Here is a 20,263-nt window from a genome sequence, read left to right on the forward strand (position 1 = left end):
CCGCAAGCCCCTCACAGGCGGCCCCTCAGAACGTCCGCGATTCGCTAAGAACGGCCGCAGTCTGGATCGCGTCGCCGCGGACCTTCGTCGCCGGGTAGAGCCCGCCGGGCGGCAGGTCGGCCCAGCCGCCCCGGCCGAACGTCCAGTCCTCCTGCGTGAACTGCTCGGCGACCAGATGGCGGCCGTATCCGCCTTCTAACCGGGTCCACTCCGCGAGGCCCGCCGCGGTCCGGCCGGCGGCGCTCAGCAGGCCCGCTTCGCCCACCATGCAGCCGAGTTGGCAGGGGATTCCGCGGTTCGCTGCCCAGACGAAGACATCCCACAGGCGCAGCAACCCGCCGTTCTTGCTGAGCCGCAGGTTGAACCGGCAGGTCGGGTCGAGGGCGTGCAGCCGCTTGGCGTCCGCGGGACAGAGGACGGATTCGTCCCAGACGACCGGCAGCGCCAGGCCCCGCGGCAGTTCGTGCTCCCGGCCACGGGGGACGGGTTGTTCGACGCTCTCGAAGCCCAACCGGGCCAACATGTCGCACTTCGCGGCGACTTCGGCCGGCTCCCACGCCTCGTTGGCGTCGGCCCGCAGCGCGATCTTCGGACCGAACCAGTGCCGGGCCTGCCGGGCGGCGACCTCGTCGTCGCCGACGCCCAGCTTCAGCTTCGCGTCGCGGAAGCCCCACAAGCGATAGGCCAGCGCCGCCGCCCGCCGCTTCCACGCCTTGCCGGTGGTGAGCACGACGCCGTACTGCACCCGGCCGGCGCCCGCGCTCCTCGAGCCGGCCGGCCGCGTCAGGTGCGGGACTGGATCGACCGCGAACGCCGCCAGCACGGCGGTCTCCACGGCGCAGCGGACCGTGTTGCCGTCGCCCGACCGGTCGCTGGGCGCCGGGAGAAAGGGGCCGTGCAGCCAGCGAACGACCGCCGCGTCGTCCAGCAGCGGCGGGGGGGCTGCGATTCGGAGGAGCTGGGCGAAGCAACTGTCGATGGTCTCGCCAGTGACGTATTCCCGCGGCAGGCCTTCGCCCCAGCCGACGCGGCCGTCGTCCGTCTCCGCCTGCACGAACAGCGCGTCGTTCTCCGTCCGCGTGTGCGAGGCGTGCGACACCGTCCGCCGCAGCGGCACGCGCACGTGGTAGAACGTCAGCCGGGCCAGCCGCGGCACGCCGTCAGGTCCGCTCGCCGGCGGCATGCCGCTGCGTCCAAGCGACGGCGTCCGGCATCACCTCGTGGAACAGGGCCTCGCCGCTGTAGTTCAGGTCGTCCTTGGCCCGGTCGATATTGAAGTCGAGGTTCAGCCCGAGGAACTTAATCCGGGCCGACGACAGCAGGGGGGCGTGCTTCTTGCCCATCAGCCGGAAGGCGCCCTCCAGCGTGGCCGCGAGGCCTCTGGCGACCGGCAGCGGCACGCTGCGGGTGGGCACGGGCAGGTCGGCGGCTTCGCAGATGACCCGGACGAACTCCCGCCGGGTGACGAGGCGGCCGTCGGTCAGGTTGTACGCCCGGCCGACCGCGTTCGGGGCGGTGAGGGCGGCCACGACGGCGTCCGCCACGTTCGCCGCGGCGACGTTGTTGAGCAGCTGCTCCCCGTCGCCGAGGAACGCGAACCCGCCGCTTTTCAGCTTGGCGAGCAGCTTCGGCAAGACGGTGCGGTCCCGCACACCGTAGACGAATCCCGGCCGCACCGCCGTCGCCGGGACCAGCGGCACGCCGGCCGGGCCGTCGAGGACCAGCAGTTCGCTCTCCGCCTTGGTGAGGGTGTAGCCGTCGATGCCCTTCAGACTGACCGGCTCGGATTCGTCCGTGCCGTGGTGGTCCCGCGTTTCGTACACGCCCAGCGAGGAGACGTGCACCAGCCGCCGGGCGGATGGGTCGGGCTGCGGCCCCCATTCCGCGGCGAGGGCGTCCAGCAGCGCCCGCGTGCCGCCGACGTTCACGGCCCGGTATTCCTCGACCGGCCCCCAGTCGCCCACCTTCGCGGCGCAGTGCACGGCGTGGGTGACGCCCTTGGCGACGGCCGTCAGGGAGGCGGCGTCCGACAGGTCCCCCGCCGTCACCTCGCAGCCGAGGTCCGCCAGGAACCCGGCCTCGGCCGGAGTGCGGCAGAGCGCTCGGACAGCCACGCCGTCCGCCCGCAGGCGTTCGGCGACATGACTGCCGACCAGCCCCGTGCCGCCCGTCAACAGCACGCGGGCGTCCGGCGGGAGGGGGGGGATCTCAGTCACGGGCGGAGTGTAGGCGAGCGGGGGGACGTCAGTCCCCCGTGGAGCGGAGGTTCCCGGCGGCGTGGGGGGGGGCTCACGCCCCCCCGCCCGTTCGCCATTGCCGCCAAAGCACGCGGGGGAACTGGATCAGGTCGTTCGCGTACCGCCCCGCGAGACGTCGCGGCTCCAACCCGAGCCGGAAGACCCACTCCAGCCCGACCCGGCCCAGCCAGCGCGGAGCCCGGCGGACGTTGCCGGCGAGGAAGTCGATCGTCGCCCCCACGCACAGCGCCGTGCCGCAGCACAGGCGATCGCGGTGGGCGTGCACCCATTTCTCCTGTTTCGGGAAGCCCAGGCCGACGACCAGCACGTCCGGCTGCGCCGCGTCCAGCAGGGCGAGAATGCGGTCGTTCGCCGCCGGATCGTGCTCGAATCCCAGCGGCGGACAGTGCGTGCCCACGACCCGGGCGTGCGGCGTGTCCCGGGCGACGTTGGCGGCGGCGACGTCCGCCACACCGGGACCGGCGCCCAGCAGGAAGACGGTCAGCGGACGCTCCGTGGCTGCGGAGGCCAGCAGGGAGGGCACGAGGTCCGACCCCGGCACCCGTTCGGGCACCGGCCTACCGAACCAGCGGGAGGCGGCGACGACCGGCGTGCCGTCCGCCAGAGTCAGGTCCGCCGCCCGGTAGGCCGCCGTCGTCGCCGGGTCGGCCGTGCGGTGCAATTTGACGAGGTGATCGACGTTCGGCGTGACCACCACCTTCGCCGCTCCGGCCGGGCGGCCGGCGGAGCGCCAGTCGTCGATCCAGCCGTGCAGCCGATCGACGGCCCCCTCCAACGTGACCGGATCGAGCTTCAACCCGAACAGCGAGACGGGGGCGACGTCCCCGCGACGCGACTGGGCCGGCACCGGAAGCGAAGCGGGACGCGCCAGCGGCGCCGGGGCGGGGGGGGCGGCGAGGGCGCTCATCGGGTCACGCTTTCTGCGGCGCGCTCGGTGCGGACCCATTCGGTCTCGATCCGATTGCTGAGGAAACGGCTGTAGATCGGCAGCTTGCGGAGCACGAACTTCGGCGCGGAGGCCAACGCCGACAGCGGCACCCGCTCCCGGCCGAAGACTGCCCAGCCGATGAGCACCGCCGCGGCGACCGCCGCCCCGCCGGCCGCGTGCACCGCGAGGGCGGCCACGAAGCCCGTCCACCAGGTAACGAACGCCAACACCGCGGCGACGGCGAACCAGCCCACGACCAGCAGGCTGAACGGCGGCACCGCGAGGTCCGCGGCCAGGCCCAGCGCCCGCAAATCGTCCCGCAGCACGCCGGACTTCAGCAGACGGGGCACGCCGCGGGTCAGGGTTTGCAGGTGACCCTGTTCCCAACGGGTGCGCTGTCCGTCGAAGCCGCGAAGACTGGTCGGCAGCGGGCTGTCGACGTGCACGTCCGCCAGAAACAGCGGCGGCAGGCCGGCGAGCGTGGCTTCCACCCCCATCTGCATGTCCTCGGCGAGGTCTCCGCCGAACACGCCGCCGCCGCGGGACGCCGCTTCGGCCCGTTTCCAATCCAGAAACGCCCCGGGCAGCGTCATGCCGGTGCCCATCAACTGGCAGGGCAGCCCCAGCCGGGCGGCGCCCCGTGGCCGCACGAAGTTCTTGAACAGCATCCCCAGTTCGGAGACCGCCATCAGGCCCGCGGCGTCGGCGTCGGTCTGCGGATCGACGCCGCACAAAGTCCGGGCCTGCACCGGCCGGCCGGTCGCTGTGCAGGCGCCCAACAGCCGGTTCACCCCGCCGGGGGAGACTCGGCAGTCCGCGTCCAGCACGAACACTGCCGCGGGCAACCGGCCGTCGGCGTCCGCCGCCGCCAGCCGGTCAAGGGCGAAGTCCAGTGCGTAGCCCTTACCGCGGCGGTCGGGATCGTTGCGTTCCAGCAGGGTGAACCGGGGATGAACGGTCCCGTCGGCTCCCGTCGCCCCGCGGCGGGCGGCGGCGGCCGTGTCGTCGGAGCAGTTATCCGCAACGAGGACCAATCGATCGTGCGGCCCGAGTTGCGGGAGCAGGGCCGCCACATGCCCCTCGACAAGCGAGCCCTCGTTGTGGGCCGGCACCAGCACGACGCCGCCGGGGCGGGCGACGGTCGACGGTTCCGGCCTCTTCCTCACCGGCAGCAGGGCGGCGAGGACCTGCACGACGAACGCCCCCGCCGGCGCCGCCCAGAGCAGCAACAGGCCCAGCGCCAGAATGCGGAGCGGCAGATCAAGCACGGGAGCGGGCGGTGGGGGGAAGCGAACGAAGGAGGGGCAGCGGCGACGAGACGATCGGCTAACGCAGCGAGAGGCGTTCCCGCAGCGGTCGCACCCAGGCGGCGGCGAGGCGGGCGGGGGCGCCGGCGGGGTGCGCCTTCAGGGCGTCTCGAACCCTGCGGGCCGCGGCGACGGCGTGCGTCGCGGCACCCGGCGTCTCCACTGCCCCGCGGAGCAGGGCGAATCGATCGGTTGCGAAATCGGACTTATACGGCTCGTCCCCGGCGCCGAGATCGACCCCCGCGACGCCGCAGTCCGCCGCATGACGCAACAGTTCCAGCATCAAGACGTTTCCTGGGCTCAGCCCGCGGGCGGCCGGGTCGTAGGCAGGAAACCAAGCGTGCAGCCGCGGTCCGCTGCGAAGCAGCAGATGGGCGGCGACCACTTCCCCGCCGGCCCGCAGGGTGCAGAACACGCCGCCGAAGTCCGATTCGTCCGCGGTCCCCGCGTCCCGGCAGCGGGCCAGCAGATTGCGCACCCACGAGGCGGCGAGCACGTCGCAGAAGCCCGTCGCGGCGTATTGAGCCCGCTTCCAGCGGAGCAGGCGCTCCCACGCCTCCGGGTCTAGGTCGTGCCAGGTGAAGGAGACTTCGCCGCGTTCCCGTTCCATCCGACGTCGGAACTGGGCAATTTTGCGATGCCGCTTCGAGCCTGCCTCTTCCCGCCGGGCGAGGTACGCGTCGAACCCGTCCGCAAGATTGATCCGCACGCCGGCCCGCTCCCAACCGGCCTCGGTCCCGTCGCCCGCGGGGGTGAACGCGGGTTGGCCCGGCGGCAGCATGTGGAAGGCGTAGGACTGCAGCCCGCAGCCCCGCAGCAGGTCGACGGCAGTGAGCGAATGACCGGCCGCGGCGATCAGGCCGTGAAAGTCGCACAGCCGTCCGCCCGGCGGCGTCGCCCGACCCCAGCGGCCGGGTTGGAAAGGAAAGATTGCCGTGGGCTCCCCGGTCGCCTCGTCCCGCTGCACCCCCACCCGCACGTCGTCCCGCGCATGAGCCGCCCGGGCCGCGGCGACCAGCCGGGTGAAGGTCGGGTGAAAATAGGGGCTCGCCAACTCCGGCCGCGCGCGGTGTAACCGGACCCACGCGGCAATGTCTTCCTCCGTCAGCTCCGTCGGCCGCACGACCTGCCATCTGCCGGAATGCGGCGGCAGGAACTGCGGCGGTCGGGACGGGGCGGGCATCGGGGGGAGCGGTGGAGGGAACGAGGGTTAGAACGCGAACCGTTCAGAACCCGCCCGCCGCGGCGAGGCGTTTCACGCGGCGGACCGCCCGGCGGAGCGGCTCGGCGGCGGGGCCGTTCGCGACGGTCTCCTTCGCCCCGCGGTACGCCCGACGCCACGTGCGAGCCAGCGGGGCGAGGGTGCGGACGTCGATCGCCCCCTCGCCGACCGCGACCGCGTCGCTGGCGAGGCTCTGCTTGTACTCCTCCGGCCCCTTGCCCAGTTCCAGGCGGGTCACGCCGTCCGCCTCCGCGGCCTCCGCGGTGCGCAGCGTGCAGATGTGCCCGGGTCCGTAGGCGGCGTGGGCGTCGTCGTAGGCGCAGTACCAACTGTGCAGCACGGCCCCGCACCGCATGCCGAGGTCTCCCGCGACCGGCTCCCCGTCGCGGTACAGCACGGAGAACCGCCCCGTCAGCCGCGGCGAGTTCGCCGTCAGCAGTTCGATCAGCAGCCCCCGCGGCCAGCCGAGCGTGAACATGTCGAACACCCCCGTCGCCGCGTATTGCGCCCGCTTCCAGCGAATCAACTCGTCCAGCACGGCGACGTCCGTCACGTGCGGCTCAAAGGTGATCGGGCCGCACTCCCGGTCAAACTTCCGATCCAGCCGGGCGATCTGCTTCACCTTCCGCGAGCCCGCGGCCCGCCGGGCCTGGTAGTAGGTCTCGTAGCCGCCCGACAGATCCAAGTACGGACTGCGATCCCACCGCTCGACGCAGTCGGCGAGCGACGGGTGGGGGAGGAGGTGGTCGAAGTTCCAGACCCGCAGATCGCAGGCCGCCATCAGGGCGGGCAGGTCGACCGGCAGATCGTCCGGCGCCAGCAACCCGTGAAAGTCGTTCATCCCGCCGCCGACCGGCCGGCCGATGCCGCGGCCGTCCGTCTGAAAGGGGAAGAAACCCGTCGGGGCGTCGATGCCGGGCCGGTCGCCGGGGCGGTGGAGCAGCGCCACGCGGACGCCGCCACGGCAGCGGTCCACCAGTTCGGCGAACTGACGGGAGAGATAGGGGGTGGGCACGGCCGCGGCGTCGACGGCGGCGTCCCACGCGGCGGCTTCCGCCGGATTCAGTTCGGCGACCCGGCGGACGACGACCGGCCCGGCGGCCAAAGCGGAATGCATCTCGGTCGGAGCGGGGCCGGTGGCGGGCACGACGTCGATCACGGGCGCGGGAGCGATGCGAGAGGCGGAATGCTCAAACCTAGGTCACGCCGCGGCCGCATGGGGCCTTTTCGCCATCCCGATCCGGCCTTTTCGCCCTGTCCGCCGCGACCGGCACGGGCGAGCGGCGCCCGTCAAACGGTCTCGACCGGCAACCCAACGACGAAGCGGGCCGTGTCGCGGAGGTACCGTCGCGCCACCCGCAAGCGGCAGCGCCGGCCGCGTTTCCCCTCTGCGTCTTCGGTCAGCTTCGCCCAGGCCCAGAGAGGAAACAGGCTCAGCGCCGTCTGTCCCAGGCGGGCGATCCAGACCGCCGACAGTTTCATGCGGCCGAAGCGATCGAAGTCCCGCTCCGCGGTGCCGTTGCCGATGACGTCGCACAGCCGATAGAGGTAGGCGTCGTTCATCCGGTCCGCCGGGATGCAGTGGTGCACGACGGCGTCCGGCGTGTACCAGGCGGCGAAGCCCGCATCGACGGCCCGCATATAGAAATCGGTGTCTTCACCGCGATGGAGGGCCGGATCGAACGGTCCCACCCGCTCGAACACCTCGCGGTGGACCAGCATGTTCCCGGCACCGGGCGTCGTCTTCATGTCGTAGCGACAGGCCGCCGGCATGCCGACGCTCGCCCCCAGCAGCATCCGGGTGAACGGGGCGAGGTCTCGGCCGGCGTGCCCCTCCGGCAGGCTCAGCACGACCCGGCCGCCGACGAACTTCGCGTCCTTCGCCGCGGCGAGGGCGAAAAGATTGTGCAGCCAATCCGGCTCGGCGAGTTGGTCGTCGTCGAAGAAGGCGATCCAGTCGCCGCGGGTCTCCGTCACCCCCCGCTGCCGAGCGTTCGCCACGCCGGGGGTCGGTTCGAACACGCGGGCCACGGGGATCGACGAGGTCGCCGCGACCTCCTCCACCACCCCGGCGGTGTGATCCGTGCTGCCGTTGTCGACCACGAGCACGTCGACCCGCAGGCCGGCGACGTCGAGCTTCGTCAGGCTCTCCAGCGCCCGCCGCAGCCCCTCCGCCCGATTGCGTGTGCAGACGACGACCGTCACCGAAGGCGCCCCGACGCCGCCCCGTTCGATAACCGATTCGACGCGCTGACGATCAGCCACGGGACGTTCCCTCAACGCGGGCGCCGGCGGAACGGACCGGCCGGTCCGTCCGTGCGACACGCCGGGGCCGGGGTCCAGGGGCGGGCGAAGTGCGATCATGTCGGTCGAAGAACTGTGACTGAAAGGAGCCCGACGCTCCGTCGTCAGGAGCGTAGGTCACGGAGCCGGGGCCGGTGGGGACGCGTCGCGGCCGCCGGCGAAGGGGGAGACCGTTTCCTGCGGGAACACGTACAGCTTGGCCAGCCCGCAGCAGATCAGGAACGGCGTGAACAGCACCATGCTCATTGCCGATTCGGTGAAGGCGTTCAGGAGCCCGACCGCCAGCAGCCCGGCCACGTAGCCCGCCAGCGGGTCGCCCGTGCCGACGCCCGGCGCCCCGGGCCGTCCTTCCGCCCGGCGCTCTCCCGCCGCGTAGCGGCGGGCCGCGGCGAACCAGCCCCACACCAGGGCGGGGACCAGCAGCCACAACCCGATCAGGCCGACGCTCAGCAGCACGTCGCGGTAGGCGCTGTGGGCCTCCCGCAGCCCCCAGCCGCAATTTTCGCTGACGATCGCCACGTGCTCCGGCGTCCAGAAGGTGTCGTAGCCGAACCCGGCCAGCGGGCGGCGATCCGTGAACCGACCGATCTCCTCCCAGATTTCGTGACGGCCGGTCAGCGAGGAGATCTGTTCTTTCCGCCCCAGCGTCGCCGCATCGAGGGCGCCGCCCAGCGGGTCCGAGCCGAGGGAGAGGGCGACCAGCAGGAACAGGCCGCCGAACGTTCCGCCGCTCACCGTCGCCGCCAATCGCCACCGCGGCGGCACGGCGATCGCCGTCAGCAGCCCGAGGCAGAGCACGAGCCCCGCGGCGCTGGTCCGGCTCTTCGTGAGCAGCGTGAACAGAGCCCCCGCTGCGATCAGCGCCGGCAGCCGCCAGCCCCACCGCAGGCGGCGGGAGCCGTTGTTCGCCCCGGTTTGAGCCGCCTCCCGACGTTCGGACTGCCAGAGGACGAACGCCCCGGCGATCATGCTGGCCAGCGTCAGGCCCTGGGAGTTCGGGTGCATCGTCCCGGCAAAGCGGTAGTCCCCGGCCCAGGGGCGAAAGGTGCCCAGCGACAGTTCCGCCAGCACGCCGATCAGCAGGTAGAGGGCCGGCAACAGCACGCCCAGCCAGATGATCCGCCGCGGCTCCAGCGCCCGGGCCACGCCGAGGCTCCCCGCGGTCCAGCAGCCGAGCACCACCAGCTTCCGCACGGTCTGGCCGGGTTCGTGGCTCCAGAGCACGCTGGCGAAGCACCAGGCGATGTACAACGCCAGCGTCCAGGCGACCGGGTGCGCCCGCCGGGCGACGCCGGCCCACTCCCGCAGCAGACCGGCCAGCCGCCCGCCCGGCATCCGCGGCGACCACCACGCCGGGCGCGGCCGGGCCTGGTGACGGCGATCACGCGCCAGGCACCACACCCCGCAGCCGCCCAGCGTCAGGAAGGCGATCTGCCGCAGGGCGTTCCCGCCGGAGGCCCGGGCCTCCATCTCCTCCGCGGTCTCGGTGAACGCCGCGGCGGCGCTGGTGTTCCAGGACTGCCCGGCGAAATAGAAGGGTATGCCGACCAGAAACGCCGCGGCGAGGAACAGCCGTTTGCCGCTCGGCAGCCGCCCGCGCCGCAGCACGCCGCCCGCCGCGGGGCGGACCGGGGCGTGCCAGTCCGCGGCCGCAGGCGGACCGGCGAGGGACGGGGGGGCGGCGTGCATGCGGAACAAAGCGGGCGGGGGACACGGGAGCCGACGCGGAACCCACGGGGGCCGTCGCGCTCGCTCAACCGTGCGTCGCACGGACCTGGGAGTCGGCCGGTTCCGGCCCGGCGCCCTGATTCCAAGCCGTTTCCCGGCCGCCCGCCGCTACAGCCGGGCGGCCGGCGGCGTGCAGCCCCGGCCACGGGGGGCGATCGCGGAGGACGGTCAACTTCGCCAGGCACGCCCACAGCAGGAACGGCACGAGGCGGACGTCGTGAATCAGCGCCTCCGTGAACGCGTTGGCGATCAGCAACAGGGTGAGCGAGACGGCGAAGACCGGCAGCGGATCGCCCGCCCGGCGGGGATCCAGAATCGCCCCCGCCGCTCGCCCCGCGCCGCACAGCAGCAGGGCGGCCATCAGCCCGGCGCCGATCAGCCCGACCTCCGCGGCCGATTCGATCCAGCCCGAGTGGCTCGCGGACAGGGCCCAGCCGACCTCGTCGCTGATCGCGTCCACCCGCTGCAAGTTCCAGAACGCTCCGTACCCGTGCCCCAGCCAGGGCCGCTCGGCGATGTGGGGGAGGATCGCCTCCCAGATCGGCAGACGGCCGGACAGGCTGCTCTGCTGGTCGGTGCGGCCCATCAGGGCGGCGTCGCGGAGTTCTCCGGTCGGGTCCGACCCGGCCAGTAAGATAGCGATCAGCAGGCCGGCCCCGCCGGCGACGCCGCCGGCGAGGCTCAGCAATTTCGTCGCCGGGCTCGCCGCCGTCAGCCCGGTCAGCGAGATCGCCAGCACGGCCCCGGCGGTCGCGGTGCGGCTTTTCGTCAGCACCAGGAACCCCAGCAGCACGGCGCCCCACAGCAGCCACCAGGCGTTCGTCCGCTCCCCGGGAGTGCGTTTCGCGAACAGGCCCGACAGCACCACGCAGCCGCACAGCCCGGCGGCGAGTTGCAGGGCCTGGATGTTGGGATGAATCGTCCCGCTGAAGCGATATTCGTCCCGCCACGGCGTGAACGTGCGGAGGCCGATCTCGGCCGCGACGCCCGCGATGAGGTGCAACGAAACCGCCCCCACCCCGGCGACGGCCAGTTGCCGGCCGGTCAACGCCCGCGCCGCCCCGAGCACGCCCAGCAGATAGAGCCCCAGGACCAGAATGCGCCGGGCCGTGAGGGCGGGGTCGTCGCTCCAGAGCGTGCTCGCCGCCCACCAGCCGAACATCCCGGCCAGCAGCGCCCCGGTGAAGCCGGCGCCGCGCGACAGCAGCGGGATTCGCCACTCGCCCGCCCGGCCGACGGCGAGCCCCACGACCCCGCACCCGGCGAGCGTGAGGAACCCCAGCCGACGGAGCAGATCGCCGCTTTCGAGGCTCCGGGCCAGTTCTTGGGCGTCCGGGGCGTAGTCCGGCCGCAGCGAGGTGCCCCACAGGTGGGTCGCCCCCGCGAAGCAGAGCGCGAGCGTTGCCGCGACCAGCGGCGGAGCGAACCGGCCGAGGGAGGCGGGGGGCGGGGACGACGCGTCGTTCACGCGGCGGCGTCCGGGCCGGCGGTCGTGGCGCCGTGGTCGAGGCCCTTCAGCACCTTTCGCAGGGCGAAGTAGCGGGCGAACACGTCCACCCACCCGCCGATCGCCATGGCGACCGCCGCCCCGATCACGCCGTAGGCGCCGATCAGCGCCGCGGTGCAGAGGCCCACGATCACCAGACTCAGCACGTCGGCGCTGAAGTTCGCGTCCGGCCGCTCCACCGCCCACAACCCGTTGCCGGCGGTCATGGAGAGGGCGTTCGCCCACATGTTCACGGCCAACACCGTCAGCACCATCCCGGCGCCGGCGAAGGCGTCGGTGAAGACGAGGGAGGAGAGTTCGTCGCCGAAGGCCCAGCAGATTAGCACGAACGGCCCCAGCGTCGCGGAGAAGATCAGCGTGGCGGCCCGCAGCACCCGGCGGAGGCCGGGCACGCCGTCCTCGTGAAAGCGCTCCGCGGCCTTCGGACAGACGTAGTGGGCCAGCCCGAGCACGAACATATTCGCGATCCCCACCAAGGTGGAGCCGGCGGCGAAGATGCCCGTGGCCGCCTCGCCGTCCACGAGCGCCACGACCCAAGGCATGAGGTAGTGGCTCGCCCCGTGGAGCAGGTGGGTGGCGAGCGCCCAACGCCCGAACGTCCAGTTGCGGCGCCAGTCCGTCGCCACGGCCCGCGCCCGCACCCGCACGCCGCGGACGAACCGCAGGCACCACGGCCAGCAGACCAGCAGGCAGGCGGCGCCCATGACCCCGAACGCGCTGGGCACGTCGAGCGTCCCCCACCAATACAACGCCCCCAGACCCGCGATCTGCAGCACGGCCACGCCCACGTCGAGCGCCACGGCGGTGCCGCTGCGGAAGTGACCGAAGGCGATGTGCCGGGCGAATTCCCGGAACAGGATCAGCGGCGCCGCGGCAATCAGGATCCAACTCGATTCCCGCAGCCCCGACGGCTCCCCGCCGAGGTTCAGATAGACCGCCAGCCCCGCCAGCCCCAGCGCCGTGACCAGCAGCCAGAGCCCCTCATGGACCAGCACGCTGCCGGCGTAGCGGGCCAGCCGCGTGCCCTTCCGCTTGTGGCAGAAGATGAGGTACGGCCCGTAAACCGTCTGTTCCTGCACGCCCCGGACGAACTGGATCAGGCAGAGCGCCAGCAGATAGACGCCCAACGCCTCCCGGCCCGCGGCCCGGCCGATCAGGACGGAGGTGACGAAGTTCGTCCCGCTGACGATCGCCTGATCGCCGATCGACAGCGCCGCCCGGGCGCGTTCCCGTCCGACGAAGCGGGCGCAGAGTGCGACCAGCCAATCCTCCCGTTCCGCCTTCGGCGGAGAGAGAACGCAGCCGGCGGGTTCGTCCGCGGAGCAGACGGCCGGTTCGACCGCCGCACCGCGCGCCTCTGAGGGGGCGGCGAGACGCGGAACGTCGCTCAGTGCGTACGGATCGTCGCTCGGCAGAAACGCCTCCATGTCGGCGTCGGAGTCTGCGGAATCGGCGAACGCCGGCGAGTCGGAACGACCCGGGGCGGGGGGGGCCAGTGCGCTCACGAGCGGCCCCCGGCATCCGGTGTGGGTTTGACCGCGGCAACCGCGGGGGCCGGGGCGCCGTCACGGCCGAGCAGGCGCTTCAGCGCTCCGAAACGGCCGTCCAACTTGGCGGCGAGGGTCGCGGCGGTATCGCTCGCAGTCGCGGTGAACCGGCCGAGATCGAACGGGTCCGCGCCGACGCGGATCGATTCGTCAGCGGTCGTCAGACCGCAGCGGACCGGGGTTCGCTCGGCGGCGGCCTTCAGTTCGCCCCCGCTGAAGCCCCGCTCCCGGGTGCCGTAGGGGAAGGCCAGCGGCGGCCGCTCCACGCCGTAACCGTGCCGCAGCACGCGGCAGCATTCGGTGACGTCCGCGGCGAACAGCTCCGGCCGGCCGCGGAAGTCTTGGTGCGTGTGCGTGTGGGCGCCGAGGGAGACGTAGGCGCTGTCGGCGAAGCGGCTGAGGTCGTCCCGGCTCATCGGCGCCCAGCTCTCGCGGGGGGCGGTCGGGCAGCCCTTGCCGGCCCAGTCGTCGAACGGGTACGGGGAGGAACTGCCCAGATAGCCCGTCGCCACGAACAGCGTGACCGGCACCCGCAGCGACTCGAAGATCGGCAGGCCGCGGGTGAGGTTGTTCAGGTAGCCGTCGTCGATCGTCACCACGAAGGTCTTCGGTTCGGTCGGCTCGCCGGCCGCGAGGCGGTCCAGCGCCTCTTCTAAACGCACCGCCCGATAGCCGAGGGCCAGTACGCCGGACAGTTGGGCGTGCAACCGGGACGGGGGCACGTTCCAGGTCGGCCGCGGCAGGCCGGGAACCGGGTCGCTGAAGCGGTGGTACATCAACGCCCCGGTCCCGGCGGCGGTCCCGGCGTCAGTTCGGTGGGCCAGCGGGCGGAGCGGCAGGGCCAGCCGCGGCGTCAGCCAGCTCCGCAGCGCCTCGGTCCTCGGGGGAGTCGGGCTGTCGAGCGGAAACCGCAGCGTCGTCAGGTCCATCGGAACGCCAGCGGCGGGCGTCGAGCGGCCGGCGTTCGGCACGTCGGGCATGAAGTCGGGCGGCAGATCGTCCAGCGAGGCGACAGCGGCCATGACGAACTCGGGCGGGGGCGAAGGCAGGCGGGAACGGGCAACCCTGCGTCAGTGCGAGCCGCGGTGCATCGCGATGTTGCAGGCCGTCCGGAAAATCAGGCCGAGATCCCCGGCGAAGGTCCGGCGGTGCATGTAGCGGATATCCATCCGCATCCACTCCTTGAAGGTGACCTTGCTCTTGCCGTCCACCTGCCAGATGCAGGTCAGCCCCGGCGTCACGAGCAACCGCCGCCGCTCCCACCAACCGGTGTGGGCCATCTCCTTGCTATCCAGCGGACGCGGCCCGACCAGCGACATATCGCCCACCAGCACGTTCCAGAGCTGCGGCAACTCGTCGATGCAGGTCTTCCGCAGCCAGCGGCCCAGCGGGGTGATGCGGGGGTCGTGCTCCATCTTGAACGCCGGGCCGTCCTGCTCGCTGCGGGCCCGCAGGCCGTCCTTGAGGGCCTCGGCGTCCGGGACCATCGTGCGGAACTTGTTGATCAGAAATTTCCGCCCGCCCAGTCCGTCGCGGGTCTGCCGGAACAGCGCCGGGCCGGGGCTCGTCAGCTTCACCGCTGCGGCCGTGGCGAGCAGCAGGGGGGACAGAGCCGCCAGCCCGACCGCCGCCCCGACCACGTCCACCGCCCGCTTCCACGGCGGCAGCGGACAGAGCAGCACCTCCTCCAACGGCAACACGGGCACCGGCGGCGGGTCGTCGTCGTTCTCGTCTCGATCCGATGCGGAGTCGGCCGCGTCGGCGTCCCCCACCGGGGCCGCGGGCGGCGCCTCGGCGAAGCCTTGCGGCAGGGCGGAGCTTTTCCGGGCCGGGGTGGGCGGCTCGCCGATCGGCCGGTCGCTGGGGTAGGCGTAGATCACCGCCTCCGGACTGCGGGTCGCCACCCAGCCGCGCCGCACCTTGTCGACGAACCGGGCGGCGCCGGCTTCGTCGGTGTCCCACAGGATCACCCCTAACCGTTCGGCACCCAACAGGCCGGCGTAGTCCGTGGCCCGCAGTCGTTCAGTCAGGTAGGCGGCGAAATCCTCCGCCCGCTCCTCGCCCGCGGCGGTCCAGGCGTCGAGGTCGAACACGGCGAGGCAGAACCGACTGCGACCGCGGTCGGCCCGCATCAGTTCGACCCGCAGGCTCTGCCCGAACGCCTCCGGCCCCGGCAGGCCGTGGGTCGGGGGGGCGGGGCGACGCAACAGGGACGGCAGCTTCATGGCAGGGGTTCCGCTGGGCGAAGCGGGCGGTGAAGGGGGGACGCTCGGCTGCCGTGCCGAGCGGGACAGTCGGTGGTCGGCGTGTGGAACGAGGAGGAACGAAGCCGGGGACCCCTCAGCGGGGACGATCGGCCGTCAGCGACGGCGGGGCGGACGGTTCGAACCCCGACGGGGCGGCATAAGCGGGCGCCGGCCGTCCGTTGCCGTAGCCGACCGCGGGTGCCGCAGGGGCGCCGTTCTCGGCCGCATCCGCCCAACCGTTGCCGCCGTAAGCCGCAGCGGGGGCGAGGGCGTCCTCCTCGTTCGGGAAGAACAGGCGGCGGTATTCCAACGCCAGGCAGAGGCCCAGCGCCCCGAAGCCGGCGAAGGCCAGCCCGGCCAGGGCGATCAACCGCTTTTTCGGGGCGACCGGCTTGGCGTTGAAACTGGGCTCTTGGAACACGTTCACGCTGGAGATGCGCTGGGCGCCCATTTCGTCGGCGACCTTCGTCAGCTCCCGGTTCTGCACGTACTTGGCGAGACTCTTGGCGGATTCGTCCCGCTCCGTCTGGAGGGCGAGGATGCGACTCTCCCGTTTGTTCAGCTCGGCGACGGCGCTGCGGGCGGCGTCCCACTGGGAGCGAATCGCCGCCAGTTCGGCCCGCAGGCCCTCCGCCTTCGCCTGGGCCGTCAGCCGGGACTTCGTCAGTTCCTGCCAGACCGGATTGGCGGCGGTGGTCGTTTGGTCGCTCTCGGCGGAGAGGCCGGCCAGCAGTTGTTCGGCGGCAGCGATCTCGCGCTCCAACCGCACGGCGCCGGGCGCCTTGGCGCTGGTTTCCCGCACGATCTTTTCGCGGCGGGCGGCCAGGTCCGCGATCTCCTTCCGCAGTGCGTCCGGGGCGCCGGTCGCCTGATTCGACGTCTGCCCGGCGTCGATCGTCTGCGGCGTCTCAGCCAGGACCCGCTCGTAGCCCGCCGCCTCGGCGAGGGTGCCCTCCAACGCTTTGCGGCGGTCCATCTCCTCGCCGCTGAGACGGCTGAGTTCCTCCTGAAGTTGCTGGCGGCGCCCGTCGACGGTCGAGATGCCCAGGGCGTTCAGTTCCTCGGCGAGCAACGACGCGGTGCGGTCGAGGTCCGCTTTGGCTTCGTTCGCCTTCTCCGCGAAGAAGGCACTGGAGCCTTCGATCTCGCTGGCGTCGGTATATTTCTGCCTGAAGCCGGCGACGATCTCCGCACAGATCCGCTGGGCGAGCCCCGGCTTCTCCGCCTCGACGGAGACGCTGATCACGTCCGACTTCTTGTTGGAGACGACCTCCGTCATCTGGCCGAGGGCCTCCACGGCTTTCTCGAACCGGCTGACCGGGTCGGACAGGCCCAGCGCGGCCAGCGGGCCGGGGTCGACGCCGGCGGCCTCCGGGTCCAGCGCTCCGCCGCCGTCGTCGGCGACTTCGCCCTCGGCCGGAACGTAGCCCTGCAGGATCGGCTCCGGGCCGATCCGCTCCACCGCATACGCCAGCACCGCCCGACTGTTCAGCACGTCCACGGCGGTGTTCAGGTCCTGCTCGCGGTTCGTCTGCGACAGGCTGATCTGGCTGGAGCCGGCGGTCGCGGTCGGGTCGAGGCTGCTCGTCTCCCGACCCGGGTTCACGCGGAACTTCGCCTCGGAGACGTAGCTCCGCGGGCAGAGCATGATGCCGGCCAGCACCGCGGCGTTGGCGACCACGAAGAACAGGACGGCGACCCGCCAGTGGGCCCGGACGGCGCCGAGCACGTCGGCGACCAGCCGCAACGCCTGCGGTTGTTCGTGCGGAGCGACCGGCGGCGTCCCGTGTGAGGAGAGGCCCGGCGCGCCGGGGGAAGTCGGATCGTGCGGGGAGCGGGGCGACGCGTGCATGGCGGAGCGGTCTTGGGGCAAACCGACGGAGCGGAGTCGACCCGGAACGATCCGCGCCGCGGGCCGTCATGGCCCGGCGCGCGAGAGCCGACGCAGCAACCTAGCTCACACCGAAACGCGGGGGGTTGCGAGAGCTCGTTCCGTTTCGGAAACGTTGCCGGTTACGCCGGTCGCCCGACCCCCGCGGGCCGTCGCGGGTTTCCTCTGGCCGTCGAAGCCTGACCGTCGACGCCCGCCGCCCCGGCCGCCGCTGCCGGGGGGCAGGAGCGACCGGGGCGGCGATTCCTCGTCGCGGGGGACCGTCGTCAGTTATTGAAGAAGATCCCGGTCGAGACGCCCTGCACGATGCCCTCGATGAAGAACCGCTCGAAGCCGGCGACGAACGCCTCGCCCTTGCGGTACTGGAGGATCAGGTAGTCCTGCGGCCGGATGAGGATCCGCTGACGGGGATCGACCACCGCGTCCCGCAGGTCCACCTCGATCCGCAGCCGGGTGCCGTCCGGGCGTTCCCGCAGGATGATCAGACTGCTGGCGCCGGCGGTGACGTCCCGCGAGAGCACGCTGTTGCCGGTGAGCGCACGCGTGGTGCCGACGCTCTGCCGCTGGCCCTGCACCACGGCGAGGGCTTCGAGCACGTCGATGTCCTCGTCGCGCGGCAGGCGGAAGCTGCCCGGCCCCAGCAGACCGCCGGTGTAGAAGACGTCCTTCGTCCGGCTGTCCACGTAGACCGCGTCGCCGTCCTTGAGGATGACGTCGGAGTGACAGAAGCCCGGCGGCTGCCCGGGGAGCAGTTGCATGGGAATTTTGACGACCTGCGGGCCGTCCACCGTCGGCGCCCCGGCGAGCGTCGGCGCCAGCGCCGGGCCGACGCTGTGCCCGCCGATCGGCCCGAAGGCCATTTCATCCGCCGCCCCGCCGAAGTTTCCCGCCGGCTGGCAGCCGCCGGGGCCGCAGCCGGTCAGCCGCAGGCCGCCGGCCCGGGCGACGGTCACGCAGACGTCCCCCTCGAGGCTCGGCGTGCCGCCGGTCGCCGCGAGGGCGTGCAGCACGTCGTTCTGATAGGCCGGCAGCTCGACCACCTCGCCGGTCGGCGAATCGAACCGCTCCCCGCCCTGACCGGCGACGTTGTTGTCCACCGCTCCGTCCGGCCCGGTTTCGTTGCGGAACACCACCACGGAGATCGTCCGCTCCTTGAGCACGCTCAGCAGGACGATTGGGTCCTCCTTGGAGCGGTCGATCTCGAACTGGGTCCGAATGAGGTCGACGATCCGGCCGCGGGCTTCTTCAAGGGTCAAACCCCGCACCAGCACCGGGCCGAGGAACGGCAGGTGCACGGCGCCGTCGCGGCCGACCTGATGCGGGAAGCCCTGTCCCGGGATGAGGTTCAGCGTCGTTTCCGCGACCACCACCGGCGGGCTGCCCAACCCGCCGTCGCCGTACAGGGCGGGGGCGAATACCCCGAGGACGTCGCCGGTGTCCAGCCGGTATACCGACGGCCGCGGCTGGCCGAGCAGCGACGGGTCGATCGGCCGTCGCGGGGTGCGAACGGGGGTGCGGAAGCTGTCCGCCAGGCGTTCCGCGGGCACGCCGTCCAGCGGGTGCATCGCCTGACAGCCCGTGATCGCGGCGAGCGCCACCGTGAGAACCGCCGCCCACGCCCCCGCGAACGCCAGGCGGGCGGGGCCGCGGCCGGTGCGGAGTGCGGAGCGGGCAGTCATCGGGAGTCCGTCGAATTGAGCGCGGGGCGGGAACGCCGACCGGCAGCGGGTCCCGTCGTCAGTTTCGGGCGAACCGGCCGAACCGCTTGAACCGGCCCCCTTCGGCCGCGAACGGCACTTGGCCCGGCGTGACGCTGCTTCGTCCCCGACCCTTGCGACGCGGCCGGCCTCCGCCTTCGATGCCGCCCGATGTCGACGCTCGCCGCCCGCCGCCCCGCGTTCCCGCCCGTCGAGGCGGCGGACTGGGCCGTCGGTGTGAGCGTCTGCATCCCGATCGGCCCGGGCGAGGCGGCGTGGGTCGCGCTACTGGCGGACCTCCGCCCGCTGTCGGCCGCCGGCGGCCGCGTGATCTGCTGCGGGGCTGGGCCCCGCCCTGAAGAACTGCCTGCGGAAGCGGAGTGGGCGACCGCCCCACGGGCCAACCGGGCCGTGCAACTGAACGCCGCCGCCCGGGCGTGTGACGGCGAAACGCTCTGGTTCCTGCACGCCGACAGCCGCCTCACCGCCGCCGACCTGCGGGCCGCTGTGATACAGGGCCGGACGCTGACCCGCGCGGTCGGCTATCTGCGGCTCGCTTTCGACACGGACGGCCCGCCGCTGACGCGCCTCAACGGCTGGGCCGCGAATCTTCGCAGCCGCCGGTTCGGCATGCCCTTCGGCGATCAGGGACTGATGGTGTCCCGCTCGCTGTGGGAGGAACTGGGCGGGTTCGACGAAGCGGCCCCGTACGGCGAGGGCCACCTGTTCGCCTGGGCCGCCCGGCGGGTGGGGGCGCCGCTGATCGAACTGCCGGCCGCGATCGTCACCAGCGCCCGCAAATACCGTCGCGGCGGCTGGGCCCGCACGACGGCGACGCATCTCTGGCTGACCGCCCGCCAGGCCGCCCCGCAGTGGTGGGCGTGGGTGCGGGGCCGATGACGAACCACGACCGAGCCGCCCTCGTGGTCTTCGCCAAAACGCCCGGCCGCACCCCGGCGAAGACGCGGCTGGCCGCGGACGTGGGCACGGAAACGGCGGAGGCGTTCTACCGGGCCAGCCTCGCCGCCACCGCCGCCGTCGCGGACGCCGCGGCGGCCCATGGGCTGCTCGACGTGATTTGGGCCGTTGCGGAGCCGGACGCCGTCGACGACCCGTTCTGGGCCGGCCGCCGGACCGTGGGGCAGGGGACCGGCGGGCTGGGCGAACGGCTGCACACGGTCTACTCGTCGCTAATCGCGGAACGCCCCGCCGTGCTGCTGATCGGCTGCGATTCGCCGCACCACACGCCGGAGCGCCTGCTGCGTCCGGCGGCGGCGCTATTGGATGACCGGGAGCCGGCGGACTTCCGTCTCGGCCGCTGCACGGACGGCGGCTACTGGCTGCTGGGCGGCCGCCGGCCGATTCCGCGGTCGGCGTTTCTGTCCGTGAGCTACAGTGCCGCCGTCACCGCCGTCCAAACCGCCGCCGCCCTCGCCCCGCTGGGCGGCGTGGCGGAGGAACCGGTCTCCTTTGACGTGGACGCCGCCGCCGATCTGCGCCGGCTGCGGGCGGCGCTGAAGGCGCTGACGGAACCGCTCACGGAGCAGCTGGAGTTGCTCGCGAGCCTGCCGCGGGGCGAGTCGCGGGCGGCGGAGGCGGGCCGGTAGACTCGCCCGCTTCGCTCCGGA

16 protein-coding genes are annotated in these 20,263 nt (G+C 72.7%); 2 read left to right on the plus strand and 14 right to left on the minus strand.

Features of this window, described 5'->3' with window-relative positions:
- Nucleotides 1-25: 25 nt before the first annotated feature.
- The 14 genes from CA12_RS19225 to CA12_RS19290 all read right to left on the minus strand — a co-directional run bounded on the left by CA12_RS19225 (nt 26) and on the right by CA12_RS19290 (nt 18,617).
- A complete protein-coding gene (locus tag CA12_RS19225) occupies nt 26-1,183 on the minus strand; it encodes an enolase C-terminal domain-like protein (RefSeq protein ID WP_145360746.1) in 1,158 nt (385 codons plus the stop codon).
- Nucleotides 1,161-2,216 carry an NAD-dependent epimerase/dehydratase family protein gene (locus CA12_RS19230; protein ID WP_145360748.1) on the minus strand — a complete coding sequence of 352 codons (1,056 nt, stop codon included), beginning with the start codon at nt 2,214-2,216 and terminating at the stop codon, nt 1,161-1,163. The genes CA12_RS19225 and CA12_RS19230 overlap by 23 nt, the downstream gene beginning before the upstream one ends.
- A gap of 73 nt (nt 2,217-2,289) precedes the next feature.
- Nucleotides 2,290-3,165 carry a WecB/TagA/CpsF family glycosyltransferase gene (locus CA12_RS19235; protein WP_145360750.1) on the minus strand — a complete coding sequence of 292 codons (876 nt, stop codon included), beginning with the start codon at nt 3,163-3,165 and terminating at the stop codon, nt 2,290-2,292.
- Complete coding sequence (locus CA12_RS19240) at nt 3,162-4,454, minus strand: glycosyltransferase family 2 protein (RefSeq protein ID WP_145360752.1); 1,293 nt, start codon at nt 4,452-4,454, stop codon at nt 3,162-3,164. Before CA12_RS19240 ends, CA12_RS19235 begins: the two co-directional genes overlap by 4 nt.
- Before the next feature lie 58 nt (nt 4,455-4,512).
- Nucleotides 4,513-5,676, minus strand: coding sequence for a GNAT family N-acetyltransferase (locus CA12_RS19245; RefSeq protein WP_145360754.1), 1,164 nt, complete (start codon nt 5,674-5,676; stop codon nt 4,513-4,515).
- A 43-nt stretch (nt 5,677-5,719) separates the two neighbouring features.
- Nucleotides 5,720-6,832 (minus strand): GNAT family N-acetyltransferase, encoded by a 1,113-nt coding sequence (locus CA12_RS19250; protein WP_145360757.1) that lies wholly within the window; start codon nt 6,830-6,832, stop codon nt 5,720-5,722.
- A 173-nt stretch (nt 6,833-7,005) separates the two neighbouring features.
- A complete protein-coding gene (locus CA12_RS19255) occupies nt 7,006-7,980 on the minus strand; it encodes a glycosyltransferase family 2 protein (protein WP_165700869.1) in 975 nt (324 codons plus the stop codon).
- Nucleotides 7,981-8,136: 156 nt separating this feature from the next.
- Nucleotides 8,137-9,708: an O-antigen ligase family protein gene (locus CA12_RS19260; RefSeq protein WP_145360761.1), complete on the minus strand. Its 1,572-nt coding sequence runs from the start codon at nt 9,706-9,708 to the stop codon at nt 8,137-8,139.
- A 64-nt stretch (nt 9,709-9,772) separates the two neighbouring features.
- A complete protein-coding gene (locus CA12_RS19265; RefSeq protein WP_145360763.1) occupies nt 9,773-11,215 on the minus strand; it encodes an O-antigen ligase family protein in 1,443 nt (480 codons plus the stop codon).
- Nucleotides 11,212-12,759, minus strand: coding sequence for a lipopolysaccharide biosynthesis protein (locus CA12_RS19270; RefSeq protein ID WP_145360765.1), 1,548 nt, complete (start codon nt 12,757-12,759; stop codon nt 11,212-11,214). Before CA12_RS19270 ends, CA12_RS19265 begins: the two co-directional genes overlap by 4 nt.
- Nucleotides 12,756-13,823, minus strand: a complete 1,068-nt coding sequence (locus CA12_RS19275) for a polysaccharide deacetylase family protein (RefSeq protein ID WP_145360766.1) — start codon at nt 13,821-13,823, stop codon at nt 12,756-12,758. The genes CA12_RS19270 and CA12_RS19275 overlap by 4 nt, the downstream gene beginning before the upstream one ends.
- Nucleotides 13,824-13,871: 48 nt before the next feature.
- Nucleotides 13,872-15,026, minus strand: coding sequence for a sugar transferase (locus tag CA12_RS23115; RefSeq protein ID WP_315851322.1), 1,155 nt, complete (start codon nt 15,024-15,026; stop codon nt 13,872-13,874).
- Nucleotides 15,027-15,141: 115 nt separating this feature from the next.
- Nucleotides 15,142-16,899: a GumC family protein gene (locus CA12_RS19285; protein ID WP_145360767.1), complete on the minus strand. Its 1,758-nt coding sequence runs from the start codon at nt 16,897-16,899 to the stop codon at nt 15,142-15,144.
- A gap of 305 nt (nt 16,900-17,204) precedes the next feature.
- Complete coding sequence (locus CA12_RS19290; protein WP_145360768.1) at nt 17,205-18,617, minus strand: polysaccharide biosynthesis/export family protein; 1,413 nt, start codon at nt 18,615-18,617, stop codon at nt 17,205-17,207.
- Nucleotides 18,618-18,806: 189 nt separating this feature from the next.
- Between CA12_RS19290 and CA12_RS19295 the strand changes: the two genes are divergently transcribed.
- Together CA12_RS19295 and CA12_RS19300 are read left to right on the plus strand one after the other, a co-directional pair.
- Entirely contained in the window at nt 18,807-19,535 is a 729-nt protein-coding gene (locus CA12_RS19295; RefSeq protein ID WP_145360769.1) for a glycosyl transferase family 2, read from the plus strand.
- Nucleotides 19,532-20,242, plus strand: a complete 711-nt coding sequence (locus CA12_RS19300; RefSeq protein ID WP_145360770.1) for a TIGR04282 family arsenosugar biosynthesis glycosyltransferase — start codon at nt 19,532-19,534, stop codon at nt 20,240-20,242. Before CA12_RS19295 ends, CA12_RS19300 begins: the two co-directional genes overlap by 4 nt.
- Nucleotides 20,243-20,263: the final 21 nt, after the last annotated feature.

It is taken from the genome of Alienimonas californiensis (assembly GCF_007743815.1).
GTDB lineage: Bacteria > Planctomycetota > Planctomycetia > Planctomycetales > Planctomycetaceae > Alienimonas > Alienimonas californiensis.

What these genes read in the sequence shown, in the direction of transcription:
- CA12_RS19300 (WP_145360770.1), top strand. Translation starts at nt 19,532, where the DNA reads ATGACGAACCACGACCGAGCCGCCCTCGTGGTCTTCGCCAAAACGCCC.
- CA12_RS19225 (WP_145360746.1), bottom strand. Translation starts at nt 1,183, where the DNA reads ATGCCGCCGGCGAGCGGACCTGACGGCGTGCCGCGGCTGGCCCGGCTG.
- CA12_RS19275 (WP_145360766.1), bottom strand. Translation starts at nt 13,823, where the DNA reads ATGGCCGCTGTCGCCTCGCTGGACGATCTGCCGCCCGACTTCATGCCC.
- CA12_RS23115 (WP_315851322.1), bottom strand. Translation starts at nt 15,026, where the DNA reads ATGAAGCTGCCGTCCCTGTTGCGTCGCCCCGCCCCCCCGACCCACGGC.
- CA12_RS19235 (WP_145360750.1), bottom strand. Translation starts at nt 3,165, where the DNA reads ATGAGCGCCCTCGCCGCCCCCCCCGCCCCGGCGCCGCTGGCGCGTCCC.
- CA12_RS19260 (WP_145360761.1), bottom strand. Translation starts at nt 9,708, where the DNA reads ATGCACGCCGCCCCCCCGTCCCTCGCCGGTCCGCCTGCGGCCGCGGAC.
- CA12_RS19295 (WP_145360769.1), top strand. Translation starts at nt 18,807, where the DNA reads ATGTCGACGCTCGCCGCCCGCCGCCCCGCGTTCCCGCCCGTCGAGGCG.
- CA12_RS19245 (WP_145360754.1), bottom strand. Translation starts at nt 5,676, where the DNA reads ATGCCCGCCCCGTCCCGACCGCCGCAGTTCCTGCCGCCGCATTCCGGC.
- CA12_RS19285 (WP_145360767.1), bottom strand. Translation starts at nt 16,899, where the DNA reads ATGCACGCGTCGCCCCGCTCCCCGCACGATCCGACTTCCCCCGGCGCG.
- CA12_RS19290 (WP_145360768.1), bottom strand. Translation starts at nt 18,617, where the DNA reads ATGACTGCCCGCTCCGCACTCCGCACCGGCCGCGGCCCCGCCCGCCTG.
- CA12_RS19250 (WP_145360757.1), bottom strand. Translation starts at nt 6,832, where the DNA reads ATGCATTCCGCTTTGGCCGCCGGGCCGGTCGTCGTCCGCCGGGTCGCC.